A 13,971-nucleotide genomic window follows, 5' to 3' on the forward strand; every position below is an offset into this window, starting at 1 on the left:
GGATCAGCAGCACATCCAAAATCGCCAGCGGAGCAAAAGTTCCCAGTCTCTATCTTCAAAATAGCTTGGCCCGCTACACTCCTTCCCCGGAGTTGCTGCGGCTACTCGAAGGAGTAGGTAAAACCTTCCTTTGACGCGCCGACGGTGACCTTCGTCATCTTCGCGCCCTCCAGCGAGCGGTTGAGCACGCCGCGGCTGAGCTCCGGCAGCAGCGTGTTGGTGAGGATGGCGTCGATCATGCGGCCGCCGGACTCGATCTCGGTGCAGCGCGCCTTGACCAGATCCATGACGCCGTCGCCGATGACCAGTTCGGCATCGTTGGTCGCTTTAAGCCGCCGCGCGATCTTGCCGAACTGATGGCGGGCGATCGCCTCTATCATCGAATCCGACAGTGGATAATAGGGTATGGTGACCACCCGACCGAGGAAGGCGGCCGGGAAAACTGTCAGCAGCGGCGTGCGCAGGGCCGCGTCGAGATCGTCAATGCCGGTCCGCACGGTGCCGTTCTTGGTGCGGTCCATGATGACGTCGGAGCCGACATTCGAGGTGAGCAGGATCAGCGTGTTCTTGAAATCGATGCGCCGGCCCTCGCTGTCGTCCATCATGCCCTTGTCGAAGACCTGGAAGAAGATTTCGTGGACGTCCGGATGCGCCTTCTCGACCTCGTCGAGCAGGATCACCGAATAGGGTTTGCGCCGCACCGCCTCGGTCAGGATGCCGCCCTTGCCGTAACCGACATAGCCGGGCGGCGCGCCCTTGAGCGTCGAGACGGTATGCGCTTCCTGGAACTCGGACATGTTGATCGAGATCAGGTTCTGCTCGCCGCCATAAAGCGTCTCGGCAAGCGCCAGCGCGGTCTCGGTCTTGCCGACGCCGGAGGGGCCGCAGAGCAGGAATACGCCGACCGGCTTTTCCGGCGCGCCAAGGCCGGCGCGGCTGGTCTGGACACGTTTGGCGATCATCTCCATCGCGTGATCCTGGCCGACCACGCGTTCCGAAAGGGTCGCGGCCAGCCTGAGCGCTTTCTCGGTCTGGCTGGACAGCATCCGTCCGGTCGGGATGCCGGTCCAGTCCTGCACCACGGCGGCGACCGCATTGCGATCGACCGAAGGCAGGATCAGCGGCGTCTCGCCCTGCGCCGCGGCAAGCTCCGCCATCAGCTCGCGCAGCCGCGCGAGATCGGCAGACGAACCGGCCGATCCCTCGGCGATCGTCTCTCCGACGACCGCCCCGGGTTCGACCGCCTCGCCCTTCGCCGCCTTGGCTTTCGAGCCCTTGGATTTCCCGGGCTTGGTTTCAGCCGCCTTGCTCTCGGGCGCCTTTGCTTCGGGAGTTTCGGACGCAGCCGGCTCAGCCGCTACGGTTTCCTCCCCGGCCTCTCCCCCCGCCGCATCGAGCGGCACGCCTTCACCGCGCAGTTTGGCGCGCAGGTCAAGAATCTCGGCGACCAGTGCTTTCTCGCGATCCCAGCGCGCCTGGGCGGCGGCTAAGGTGGTCTCGGTTTCCGCCAGCCCGGCATCGACGCGAGCCTGACGGTCGGCGACCTCGATGCCGATCGCCGCCTCGCGGCCGATGATGCCACTCTCGACCTCCAGCGCCTGGCGGCGGCGCAGAATGTCCTCGACCTCGGCCGGCGTCGCATGCTGCGAGACCGCAACGCGCGCGCAAGCCGTGTCGAGCAGGCTGACGGCCTTGTCCGGCAGTTGCCTGGCCGGAATGTAGCGGTGCGAGAGCGCGACCGCCGCCTCGATCGCCTCGTCCAGTATCTGGACCTTGTGGTGCTGCTCCAGGACGCCGGCGACGCCGCGCAGCATCAGCACGGCCACAGCTTCCGACGGCTCCTCGATCTTGACCACCTGGAAGCGGCGCGTCAGTGCCGGATCTTTCTCGATATGCTGCTTGTATTCGGCCCAGGTCGTGGCGGCGATGGTGCGCAGCTCGCCGCGCGCCAGCGCCGGCTTCAAAAGATTGGCGGCATCGCCGGTGCCTGCGGCACCGCCAGCGCCGATCAGTGTATGCGCCTCGTCGATGAACAGGATAATCGGCACCTCGGAGGCCTGAACCTCGTCGATGACCGCCTTCAGCCGCTTCTCGAACTCGCCCTTGACGCTGGCGCCCGCCTGCATCAGCCCGACATCGAGCATGCGCACGCTGACATTCTCAAGCGTCGGCGGCACGTCGCCCTGGGCGATGCGGAGCGCAAATCCTTCGACCACCGCCGTCTTGCCGACGCCGGCCTCGCCGGTCAGGATCGGGTTGTTTTGGCGGCGACGCATGAGGATGTCGACGATCTGCCGGATTTCCGGGTCGCGGCCGACGACCGGATCGATCTTGCCGTCGCGGGCGCGCAGCGTGAGGTCGGTCGCGTATTTGGCCAGCGCCGAATCTCCGCCCGGACCGCGCTTCATCGGCTGTTCGGCGGCGGCAGAGGCGGGAGGTGTGCCGGCTTCGAGCGAGCCTTCGGTCACGTCGGCGAAACGGGAAACGACGCCGTCGGCATCGATCTTGTCGAATTCGGCGCTGATTTTCGAGACCAGGCCTTCCAGCACCGGCGTCCTCAGGCAGGCCAGCAGGATATGGGCGCTGCGCACCTCCTCCACGCCGAACTCCAGCGTCGCCAGGTTCCAGCCTTCCTGGATTGCGTGGAAGATGTGATCGGAGAATTCCTCGACGGAGGTCGCGCCGTAAGGCAGCTTGTCGATGGCTCGGGTCATGTCAGCCGTCAGCCGGCTGACGTCCAACCCGGCATCGGCGATGATCATCTGCACGTCCGAGCGCTCGGACAGCACCAGTTGCTGGATGAAGTGGACGAGCTCCACATAAGGATTGCCGCGCAGCTTGGCCGTATCGGCCGCGGCCTTGAAGGCGCGCACCCCCGTGGCGTTGAGCTTGGCGACCAGTTCCTTACGCTTGAAGCTCTGCGATGACCGGCGCTGTTCCATTCGAACTTGCTCCCGCAATCTGCCAACCGTACCCTGCCATATAAGCGGCGGCTTGACAAAGCCGCGTGACGGATAAGGCGTTTGGATCTATCCGGGCGGCACTGCCCGGTTACACAAGCTCTGCAATGTCGTGCAAGAAACACCGAATTGCGGTCCGGGCTATGCGAGCCATTTCACATACCCGGCCCGGTAATCGCGCAATGGGTTTTGCTGAAAGAAACGGTCGCGTTTAGCATCCGTTAGTTTTTGAGCAGCTGCTCAATTGTCGTGACGCGAGGCCGGTGGTAACGTTGCGTCACATAGGGTCTCAGGGCCGCTGGCTGGGGGTTAGTGTGATTGATCTCGCACTCTGGCTGAATCCTCTGAACGGTGAAAATCCGTCGGGAGAGGACTTGCGTAACGACCCGGCCTTTCATGAGCTGGAGCGCCTGACCGAACAGCAGAAAAAGGTCGAATACGAAGGAAACAACAAATCGGAAGTCGATGTTCCGGTCGACTGGTCCGTCGTACTCACCAAGGCGGAGGAGTTGCGGTCGCACGGGCGGGACCTGCGCCTTCTCGTCCTGGTTGTGCGTGCCCTTGCCAACGAAGAACAGTTGGGCGGGCTCGCCGAAGGCCTGACGCTGATCGCCCAAACCTTCGACAGGCATTGGGAAACGATGCATCCGGCACTGCGCTCTGGCGCCACGGCGCGCGAGGCTGCCTTGCGGCGCATCAATGCGCTGATCGACCTGCAAAACAGCCAGGACGGGCTGCTCAAGGATCTGCGCGGCATGGTCTTCTTTGCGCCGCGCACGGTCGGCCCGATCAAGGGAGAGGACCTGGAGAAGGGCAGCCTCGACGAACACGTCATGCTGCAGGAGGCTGCTTCGGGACTGGGCGCGGCGGAAAAGGCGGCGCTGGTGAGCGGCCACAACCAGCTGGTGAACCGGGTGCGCACCGGGTGCAAGGCGCACGTCGATCAGGCCGGCGAGGCGATGACCTCGCTGCTCGCCGACGCCCGCGCGGTGATCGCCGCTCTCGACGAGGTCGACGCCGCCCTCAACAAGCGCATCGACGGCAATGGCCCCGCCATTCCGGAATTGAGACGCTTCCTGCAGCGTTTGCTGACGACGCTGGAGCGGAATTCCGCTGCCGGCGCCGGGGCGAACGGGGCCGCAAAGCCAATCCCGCAGCCGGCGGAACCGGCAGCGCCCGGCCCAAACGGCCATGGTGGCGAAAGGATGGGCGCCGAAGCGAGGGGAGCCGAATCGATGGCAAGTGTCGCAAGCTATGCGGAACCGGGCGCCGGGCTGCCCGACCGGATCACCTCGCGCGACGACGTCGTCAAATGCCTGGATCTCGTCGTCGCCTTTTATGACCGCACCGAGCCGTCGAGCCCGATCCCGCATCTCGCCCGCCGCGTGCGCCGCATGGTGCACATGGATTTCGTGGAACTGATGGAAGATCTTGCCCCGTCGGGGCTGAAGGAGTTCCGGCTTCTTGCCGGTGTCCCCGATCCGAAGAAGCCGGCCCAGAAGGATGAAAGGTAACAAGCATGCCAGCAGAGAGCAAAGCGAAGGTCATCGAAAGAAACCGCGCCCCGCGCGTGCAGATCGCCTATGACGTCGAGACCTACGGCAGCCCGACAACGATCGAACTGCCGTTCGTCATGGCCGTGATGGCCGATCTTTCCGGCGCTTCACAGACCAAGGAAGCGGTGAAGTCGGTGCTCGACCGCAACTTCGTCGAAACCGACGCCAACCGCTTCCCGAAGTTCATGGAGGCCATGGGGCCGCGGGTGAAGGCGCGGGTAAAGAACACACTCCCGCAAGCCGAGGGCGCCGAGCGGGACGAAGAGCTCGCGATCGATCTCACCTTCTCCAAGATGGGCGATTTCGCGCCGGACAAGATCGCCGAGCAGGTCCCGCAGTTGGCCGAGATTCTCAAGATGCGCCGGCAGCTCGAAGAGTTGCTCGGCTTCATGGATGGCCGCGTCGACGCCGAAAAGCGCATCGCGCAGCTTCTGAACAACGAACCGCTGCTGAGCAAGATCGCCGGCCAGGCGATTTCTGAGGGCAAGGGCGAGGAGTAAGTCATGGCTGAACAGCAAAAAACCGCAGCCGCCACCGCCGAGGCGGAAGCGATTGACCTCGGCGAATTCAGCGGCCTCCTGGAAAAGGATTTCAAGGTCAAGAAGGACGACAGCGAGAAACTGCAGCAGCTGGTGCGCAACCTGGCGCTGGCGGCGCAGTCGCGCTCCGAAACCACCACCATCTCGTCCAATGCGATCAAGTCGATCAAGTCGCTGATCGCCGGCATCGACAAGATGCTGACGACGCAGGTCAACGAGATCCTGCACGCGCCGGAAGTGCGCGAGATGGAAGGCACCTGGCGCGGCCTCTGGTATCTCGTCAACAACACCGAGACGGATACGAAGCTCAAGATCCGGGTGATGAACATCTCCAAGGAACAGCTGGCCGACACGCTGGAAGACTATGAAGGCCAGATGTGGGACCAGAGCCCGATCTTCAAGAAGGTCTATACGGACGAGTATTCGATGCTGGGCGGCGAGCCGATCGGCTGCATTCTCGGCGCCTACGAATTCTCGAACCATCCGCGCGACGTCGGCCTGCTGCGCAACATCTCCGGCGTCTGCGCCTCGGCGCACACGCCCTTCATCGCCGCCGCCTCGCCGCGCCTGTTCCGCATGGACAGCTGGCAGGAACTGCCCAACCCGCAGGACCTGCAGATGATCGTCAACAACCCGGCCTATGCCTCGTGGCAGTCGCTGCGCGAGAGCGAGGACGCCCGCTATATCGGCCTCACCATGCCGCGGGTGCTGGCGCGCCTGCCTTACGGCTCCGAGACCGTTCCGGTGAAGGGTTTCACCTTCGAGGAAGAAGTGGGAGGCGACCACAACAAATATGTCTGGATGAACGCCGCCTTCCCGATGGGCGTCAACATCAACCGCAGCCACAAGCTTTTTGGCTGGGGCACACAGATCCGCGGCGTCGAAAACGGCGGCACGGTGCTCAACCTGCCGGTGCACGCGTTTCCGACCGACGACGGATCGATCGCGATGAAATGCCCGACGGAAGTCGCTATCGACGACCGGCGCGAAGCGGAGCTCGCCAAGCTCGGTCTGATGCCGATCCTGCACCGGAAGAACACCGACCTTGCGGCCTTCATCGGCGCCCATTCGCTGCAGGACGACGAGACCCGAGCCGGGCGTCTGGTCGATCCCGACGCGCAGGCCAACGAGCGGCTCAGCGCCAACCTGCCCTACCTGTTCCCGGTCTCGCGCTTCGCCCACTACCTCAAGGCGATCGCGCGCGACAAGATCGGCTCGTTCAAGGAACGCACCGACATGCAGATCTGGTTGACCGAATGGATCAACCGGTACGTGCTGGCCAATCCAGCCTTTGCCGACGACAAGGCGCGCGCCAAGCGCCCGCTCGCCGCGGCCGAGGTCCAGGTCGACAGTGTCGAAGGCCGGCCCGGTTACTACAACGCCCGTTTCTATCTGCGTCCGCACTACCAGCTGGAAGGCATCAATGCCTCGCTCCGGCTGGTGTCCGAACTGCCGTCAGTGAAGGGGTGAAATCGCAAGCATAGTCATCTTGTTTGGTTTGAGAGCGGTGGAGAAAGACAATGCCTTCAATGAAGATCGATGGTTTCCTGAAAGTTCCGGACATCAAGGGGCCCAGCGTGCGCGACGGCCACGAAGATGAGATCGAAGTCCATGGCGTCGACTACAAGATGATCGCGCCTTACGATCCCAATTCGCTCTCGCGCCGCGGGCGCGTATCCTTGGGGATGATCAAGTTCACCAAGCATTACGACAAGGCGTCTCCTTACCTGAAGAAGGCGCTGTTCGACAACAAGGCGCTCGACGAAGTGGTGTTTTCGGCGCGCCGCACCATCGACGGCGAGACCAGCGATTATCTGGTGGTGACGCTCACCGACGCTTCGATCATGGAATACGACATGAAGCAGGCCGATGACGAGGCCGACCTGATCGAGGAAGAAGTGAGCTTCGCCTACAAGAAGATCAAATTCGTCTACGACAAGGACGACGAGATCGAAATGGATGTCTATGTCGGCAAGTGAGGCCAAAAGGCCCGGCGCAAGGGCGCAGCTCGCCGGCAGTTCGCGAGCAAAGCGCGAGGCGGTCCAGCCCTCCCTCTGGGACCGCCTCATCAACGACCTGCCCGGGCTGACGTCGGAGATCGAGGGGCTGCGTCGCCTGCTGGAAGAAGAACTCGGCGCCGAGCGCGTCGAGGCTCTTCTTGCCGGCAGCGCACGCACCATCGATGCCGATGCGGAACTCACCCCCGACCAAAAGCGGCGCCTGCACCGTCTGGTGTTCCAGGCCGAACATCGCGCCGAGATCGAAAGCCGCGGCGTGGTGGTGTCGGCGCGGGTGCTCAGGGAAGCCGTCCGGCGCGACATCGAAGCCTTGTTCAACACCGAGCGCTTCGAGTCCGTTCCGATGCTTTCCGATGCCGAGCACGAACAGCCCCTGGACGAGCTGCCGTCGCTTGCCGACTTTCCGGAGGTGCGCCGCAGCGTCGTGAACTACGGCGTGCCGTCCTTCTCCGGCCGCTCCTCGCGGGACTTCGACCGCGATACCCTGGCGCGCGAGATCCGCGCGGTGCTCGCCACCTTCGAGCCGCGGCTCAAGGAAAGCGCCACGACGGTCAATGTCACCCTCGGCGACAAGAGCGTCGGCCTGAAGATCGAGATCGACGCCGTGCTGATCATGACGCCGACGCCGGAGCGCATGCGGCTGCGCACCACGATCAATCTCGACAACGGCCTGGCGCGAACCGAATTCCGGGAGACCTGAGATGGATCGGGTCTTCGTCGAATATTACGAAGAAGAACTGACCCATATCCGGGCGCTCGCGGCCGAGTTCGCCGATATGCATCCGGCAGTCGCCCGCAATCTTTCCCTCGACACCGTCCCCTGCCCGGACCCCTATGTCGAACGGCTGCTCGACGGCGTGGCCTTCCTTGCCGCGCGCACGCGGCTGAAGGTCGACGCCGAGCGCTCGCGCTTCTCTCGCGCCGTGCTCGACGTGCTTTACCCGGACCTGGTCACGCCGGCGCCGGCAACGGCGATGGCGGTGCTGAAACCCGGCCAGCAGGTGCAGTCGATGATCGCCGGCCATACAGTCGCGCGCGGCACACGACTGGTCTCCAGCCTGCATCCGGGACTGTCGACGCGGTCAACCTTCAGCACCGCGCAAGAGATCACGCTATGGCCGATCGCGATCACCTCCGTCAGCTATTTCCAGGATCGCAGCGCGCTGGCTGCCGCCGGCATCGGCCCAGTCGGCGGCGCGCGCGGCGAGGCAGCGCTGCGCGTCGCGCTTGCGCGCACCGGAAAGGGCAAGCTCAGCGAGCTGTCGCTCGACCGTCTCGATCTCTATTTCGCCGGGCGCACCAAGGCGCCGCTCCTGTTCGACGCGATCTTCGGGGCCTGCTCGGCCGTCGGCGCGCGGGCGGAAGGAAAGACCAATCCGCTATCGGCCGCGCTGCCCGAGCCCGAAATGGTCGGCATCCGCGACGATGAGGCGCTGATGCCGCGCACCCGCCCGACCTTCGAGGGCTACCGGCTGCTGCGCGAGTATTTCATGATCCCCGAACGCTTCCACTATGTGCGGGTCGCCGGCCTGCAGCCGGTGGTGCGCCAATGCGAGGCGGGGATGGAGATCATCTTCCTGTTCCGCCGCCCGGTGCCCGAGCTCGCCGACGTTGCGCCGGCCGATTTCGAGCTCTTCGTGACGCCGCTGATCAATCTCTTCGAGCGCGAATGCAACGTCATCGAGATCGATCCGCGCAGGACACGACAAGTGCTGCATGCCGATCGAACCAGAGCGCGCGATTTCGAGATCTTCCGCGTCACCCGAGTGGAGGATGCCGACGCGGAGGGCAGCGAGGCGGAGATTCCCGAGCTTTTCAGCCTGGGGCAGAACCGCGGCAGCGGCTGGGTCTATTCGACCGAGCGGCGCCCTCGCAGGGCCACCGAAGATGAGCGTCGCGACGGCCTGACCCGCACCTCCTACACGGGAGACGACGTTTTCCTCTCGGTGTCGCGCCCGGCCGGCAGCCCGGCCAACCGGCCGCTCAAGCGCCTCGACATCATGGCGCTTTGCACCAATCGCGACCTGCCGATCCTCGACGACACACCGACACTGACGCTGGAGACGGCGGACCCGGTGGAGGCTGTCAGGCTGCTCGGCGCGCTGCGGCCGCCCCAGCCGTCGATCCCGGCGTCGCTGCCGGCGGGCGCCGAAGGCGAATCCCGCGCCGACAATCTTGCCTGGCGGCTGGTGGCGCAGCTCTCGCTCAACTTCTTGAGTCTCGCCAAGGAAGGCCGCGGCGTCGATCCGCTGCACGCGCTGCTCGATCTTTATGCCGACCGCGGCGACCCGAGCCTCGCCCGCAACGTGCATTCGATCACCCGCATCGACTCGCGCCCGGTGATCGAGCGGCTCAAGATCGACGGGCCGATGTGCTTCGGGCGGGGCACGGAAGTGACGCTGCATGTCGACCAGTCGGTGCTGGCGGGGCAAAGCACGCTTTTGCTTTCGGCCCTGCTGGCGCGGCTGTTTGCCCGCCATGCCGGGATAAACGGTTTCGTGCGGACACGCACGCGGCTGCTGCAGAAGCAGGAGGATGTGCCATGGCCGATGACGCCCGGCAATCGCTACCTGATCTAGCGCGGCCCGCCGTGAGCGAAGCCGTCTCAGACGGAATCGGGGCGTTGTCGGAAAGCTTTGACTTCTTCGAGCTTCTGCGCCGGCTGGAGCAGAGGGGCGGGCTGTTCGGCTATTCCGGCCAGGCCAATCGCGAGCCGGCGCGGCTCGGCCAGCATGTCCGCCTGAGCTTCTCGGCCAGGGACGTGATGAAATTCCAGGAGGCGGGCGAAAAGGCTCCGGCGCGGGTGACCGTCGCCAATCTCGGACTGCTCGGGCCCGAAGGGCCGATGCCGCTGCATCTGACGCGCTGGGTGCTCGACCGGCTGTCGCAGCGCTGGTTCACCGGCACGCAAGCGGAGCAGACCAGCGACACAACCTTCGTCGACTTCGTCAACATCCTGCAGCATCGGATGATCGCGCTTTACTATCGCGCCTGGGCCGACGCTCATCCGGCGGTGCAGGTCGAGCGCTCGGTCGGCGGGCGCGTCCGCGCCATGCTGGAAGCAATGTCGGGGATCGGCCTTCCCGGCACCCAGGATGCCGAACTCGACGCGGTGCGGCTGCGCCAGGCCGGCTCGCTGGCCCGCCAGGTCGACGGTCCGGAACGGCTGACCTTGTTTCTTGCCACGGCCTTCAAGGTGCCGGTCGAGATCAAGGAGTTCGTCGCTTCCTGGATCACCATACCGGCGGCACTGCAGAGCCGCGTCGGCAAGGCCTATGCGGCGCTCGGGCGCGGGGCGACGATCGGCCCGCGCGTCTTCAGCCGCCAGAGCCGGATCGAGTTGCGCGTCGGCCCGCTCGATCTCGACGCCTTCAAGTCGTTCCTGCCCGGAGAGCGGCGCCTCGCCCTCTTCAAGAAAGCGGTGCGCGACATGATCGGCGAAGCGCTGGACATCGATTTGCGCATCGTGCTTGCGCGCGACGCCGTGCCGCCGCCGAAGATCGGAACCGTCCAGCTCGGCCGAACCTCCTGGCTTGCGCGCCCCGCCGAGAAGGGAGACGCCGACGATCTCAAGCTGCGCACGATCGTCGGCTGGCGGCCGGAAATGGCGGAGGCGGCCGCATGAGCCTGCTGCTGACGCTGGAACAAGGCCCGCGCTCCCAGGTGGTCAGGCAGACGAGGCTGGACGAAGGCGAGCTGGTGATCGGGCGCAGCGCCGATGCCGGCTGGCAGATCGATGATCCGGACATGTTCGTGTCGCGCGCCCATTGCAAGATCAGCGGCGGCCGCGACGGCTACTTCGTCACCGATACGTCGAGCAGCGGGCTGTTCATCGACGATTCCGACAGCCCGCTCGGCACCGGCAGGTCGGCACGGCTGCAAAGCGGCATGCGTTTGAGACTGGGCGACTACGTGCTCTATGTCGAGGTCCAGCCAAGCGCGAGCCAAACTTCGGTCGGTGAGGCCGCCAACCATTCCGCCGCCGCCTGGTCGGCGCCTCAGCCGCGATCTTCGCCCAGCATTGGCGGCGACGATTTCTTTTCGGCCAAGGTCGAGGAGGAGCCGCGGCGGCCGCGGCCGGCCGATCTGCCGGACCCGTTCGAGCAGCCTGTGCCCGGCGCGTATGACCGCGTCTCGAACCAGCGCAGTTCGCCTGCCTTCGACGACCCATTCAGCCTCGACCCGGTGGCGACACCGGCCTCGGACGACGACTCGGCAACTGGCCGGTCCGATCCGTTCGGCTTCGGCGACATGCCCGCGCGCGGCGATACGGCGCAGCCGGCGCCGAAACCGGCCGGCTTCGACGACTTCGGCTTCGGCCCAGCCGCGACGCCTGCCTCCGCCAACGGCGCGAATACGGCCCGTCGCAGCGAGCAGCCGGCCGAAAAGCCGCAGGTCGCTCCTCCGCGGGACTTGCCGGCGCGCACGCCCGAGCCGCCTCCTCCGCCGCGCCCGGCTCCCGCGCCAAGGCCGTCCCGTGCAGCTCAGCCTGTGCCCGGCGATATGGCGCTGCGCGCCGCCTTCCTGCGCGGCATGGGGGTCGAGGAGGCCGATTTTCTCGGGCGCGACGCGATCGCCGAGATGGAAAAATTCGGGCGCGAGTACCGGCTGATGCTGGACGGCCTGATGCAGCTTCTGCGCAAGCGCGCCGAGGAAAAGGGCAGCGCGCGCGTTGCCCAGACGGTGGTCGGCGCCTCCGAGGTCAACCCGCTCAAATTCCTGCCGACGGTCGAGGATGTCATCGTCACCATAATCTCGGAGCGCAGCCCCGGCTTCCTCTCCGGCGAGGCGGCGATCGGCGATGCGGTGAAGGATCTCGCGCAGCACCACGTGCGCGCTTGGCGCGGCGTTCAGGCAGCGCTGCGGCGCATGATCGACCGGTTCGATCCGGCGACGATCGAGGAAGAGCTGAAATCCAATTCCGCGATCGGCAACCTGCTTGCGGGCGGCCGCAACGCCAAGCTGTGGGAGCTTTACCAGAAACGCCATCGCGACATCGCCCAAAGCGCGGAATCGAGTTTCCTGGGCGAGATCGGCGCAGACTTCAGGGATGCATACGAAGAGGAGTAGGACATGATCGATCGACGCGAATTCATCGTTGCCCTCGGCGCGACGGGGCTGCTTGCGGCTTGCCAGAGCGGCCCGCCGAAACCATCGGTTATCTCGGTCAACGTGACCGGTGGCGCCGGCATGAATCCGGGACCCGGCGGCGGCGATCGACCGGTGACCGTGCTGGTGATGCGGCTTGCCAGCACCGGCAAGTTCAATTCGGCCGATTATTTCGCGCTGCAGGGCGATGCGGGGTCCGCACTTGGGGCCGACCTTATCGGATCCGATTCGATCTCCGTCGCACCGGGCAAGACGGCGGCCAAGACCATCACGGTCGAACCGAACGCGACGGCGCTCGGCTTCGTCGCGCTGATCCGCGAACCCGGCGGACGTAACTGGCGCACGACCAAGTCGGTGTCGGCGGGATCAAAATTCACCATCAACGTCACGCTAGGCGGCGGCGGTATTTCCGCCTGACGGCGAGACAGAAGTTGGCAGTGCAGAGAGCAGCGGCATGAGCGACGCAAACAGGGTGCTATGGTCCGAGGGGCTCTTCCTGAGAACCCAGCATTTCCAGCAGCAGGACCGGTTCTTCGAGGCGATGGTGCGGGGCGCGCTGCAGGCCGGCCAGCTCCATACGTTCGGCTTCCAGCAGCTGACGCTCGATCAATCGCTGCTCGATGCAGGCCAGGTTTCTATCGTATCCGCCCGGGGTATTTTCCCCGACGGCACGCCCTTTTCCATCCCGGAAATGATGGATGCGCCGAAACCGCTGCCGGTCACGGCCGACACCGGCGCCGGGCCGGTGCTGGTCGCGCTGCCGCTCGAGCCGCCCGGCGGCGTCGGTTTCGACCCGGCGCATGCCGCGTCGACCGGCGCGCGCTATCACGGCAGGATCGTGTCGGTGCGTGATTCCGTGCAGGGCGGCGCCGACCCGGAAGAGATCGAGATCGCCCGCCCGCAGGCGATGCTGCTTGCGCCCGGCAAATCGGTCGGCGGCTACACCGCGCTGCCGGTCGCCGACATCAAGGGCGTGCGGGCCGACGGCGGCGTCTCGCTCGACGAGAGCTTCCTGCCGCCGACGCTGATCACAGGCGCGGTCGCCTGGTACCGGCAATTGCTGCAGGAGGTCGTCACCGGTCTCGACCAGATCGCCGAAGCGCATGGCAAGATGGTGATGGGCGGGCCCGGCCGCAGCGTCGAGGACCTGCTGATGCTCCACCTTGCCAATGCGGCCAAGCCGCGGCTCGCCCACATGCTGGCGCAAGATGTCTTCCATCCGGCCGAGCTCTACCTCGAGCTCGCCGGCCTCGCCGGCGAAATGGCGACTTATGGCTCCAGCTCGCGCCGGCTCGGCGAGCTGCCGGCCTATGACCACATGGCGCCCGGCCCTGCCTATATGGCCCTGGCGGACGCCTTGCGCTCGCTGATCCTCAGCCTGCGGTATATCGAGCCGAAATCGCGCGCGCTGCCGGTCATGCGGCATGCCACCAATGTCTGGAAGGTGCGCATCGACAACCCGAAGCTTCTGGTGGCCAGCCGCATCGTCATCCGCGTCGGCTCCGAACTGTCGGAAGACGCGCTGCGCAAGATCTTCGTCAACCAGGCGACCGTCGGGTCCGCCGACCAGTTCGAGGGGCTGTGGAAGTCGCGCCTGCCCGGCATTCCGCTGAAGCCGCTGCATTCGCAGCCGCGCGAGATCCCTTATGACGGCGACCGGCTGTGCCTGGAGTTGGACCAGAAGAGCGAGCATTGGGCCTCGCTGCTCGACGCCCCCGGTTTCGTCATCGGCGTTTCCGGTGTGCTGCCAAGCGAGCCGCAGGTCGACTGCTATTCGGTGAACAGGTGA

The 13,971-nt window shown here is 65.6% G+C and carries 11 protein-coding genes; 10 read left to right on the forward strand and 1 reads right to left on the reverse strand.

The window, feature by feature from the left end:
• Nucleotides 1-101 precede the first annotated feature (101 nt).
• A complete protein-coding gene (gene tssH / locus CK215_RS07395) occupies nt 102-2,942 on the reverse strand; it encodes a type VI secretion system ATPase TssH (protein ID WP_095830515.1) in 2,841 nt (946 codons plus the stop codon).
• A gap of 332 nt (nt 2,943-3,274) precedes the next feature.
• On the opposite strand from tssH, the gene tssA reads away from it, so the two are divergent.
• The 10 genes from tssA to tssK are packed head-to-tail and all read left to right on the forward strand — an operon-like array spanning nt 3,275 to nt 13,971.
• Complete coding sequence (gene tssA / locus CK215_RS07400) at nt 3,275-4,474, forward strand: type VI secretion system protein TssA (RefSeq protein WP_095776298.1); 1,200 nt, start codon at nt 3,275-3,277, stop codon at nt 4,472-4,474.
• A 5-nt stretch (nt 4,475-4,479) separates the two neighbouring features.
• Complete coding sequence (gene tssB, locus CK215_RS07405; RefSeq protein ID WP_066989057.1) at nt 4,480-5,016, forward strand: type VI secretion system contractile sheath small subunit; 537 nt, start codon at nt 4,480-4,482, stop codon at nt 5,014-5,016.
• A gap of 3 nt (nt 5,017-5,019) precedes the next feature.
• Nucleotides 5,020-6,525 carry a type VI secretion system contractile sheath large subunit gene (tssC, locus tag CK215_RS07410; RefSeq protein ID WP_066989059.1) on the forward strand — a complete coding sequence of 502 codons (1,506 nt, stop codon included), beginning with the start codon at nt 5,020-5,022 and terminating at the stop codon, nt 6,523-6,525.
• Between the two features lie 59 nt (nt 6,526-6,584).
• Entirely contained in the window at nt 6,585-7,034 is a 450-nt protein-coding gene (locus tag CK215_RS07415; protein WP_170950255.1) for an Hcp family type VI secretion system effector, read from the forward strand.
• Nucleotides 7,021-7,773, forward strand: a complete 753-nt coding sequence (gene tssE / locus CK215_RS07420; RefSeq protein WP_067327620.1) for a type VI secretion system baseplate subunit TssE — start codon at nt 7,021-7,023, stop codon at nt 7,771-7,773. Before CK215_RS07415 ends, tssE begins: the two co-directional genes overlap by 14 nt.
• Nucleotide 7,774: 1 nt before the next feature.
• Nucleotides 7,775-9,652, forward strand: a complete 1,878-nt coding sequence (gene tssF / locus CK215_RS07425) for a type VI secretion system baseplate subunit TssF (protein WP_095830516.1) — start codon at nt 7,775-7,777, stop codon at nt 9,650-9,652.
• Nucleotides 9,616-10,698, forward strand: a complete 1,083-nt coding sequence (gene tssG / locus CK215_RS07430) for a type VI secretion system baseplate subunit TssG (RefSeq protein WP_095830517.1) — start codon at nt 9,616-9,618, stop codon at nt 10,696-10,698. The genes tssF and tssG overlap by 37 nt, the downstream gene beginning before the upstream one ends.
• Nucleotides 10,695-12,143, forward strand: a complete 1,449-nt coding sequence (gene tagH, locus CK215_RS07435) for a type VI secretion system-associated FHA domain protein TagH (protein WP_095830518.1) — start codon at nt 10,695-10,697, stop codon at nt 12,141-12,143. The genes tssG and tagH overlap by 4 nt, the downstream gene beginning before the upstream one ends.
• Before the next feature lie 3 nt (nt 12,144-12,146).
• Complete coding sequence (tssJ, locus tag CK215_RS07440; protein ID WP_066989071.1) at nt 12,147-12,599, forward strand: type VI secretion system lipoprotein TssJ; 453 nt, start codon at nt 12,147-12,149, stop codon at nt 12,597-12,599.
• A gap of 37 nt (nt 12,600-12,636) precedes the next feature.
• The gene (tssK, locus tag CK215_RS07445) at nt 12,637-13,971 is read left to right on the forward strand and encodes a type VI secretion system baseplate subunit TssK (protein ID WP_066989073.1); all 1,335 of its coding nucleotides are present in this window, start codon (nt 12,637-12,639) and stop codon (nt 13,969-13,971) included.

The sequence above is a fragment of the Mesorhizobium sp. WSM3864 genome (assembly GCF_002294955.1).
Lineage (GTDB): Bacteria > Pseudomonadota > Alphaproteobacteria > Rhizobiales > Rhizobiaceae > Mesorhizobium.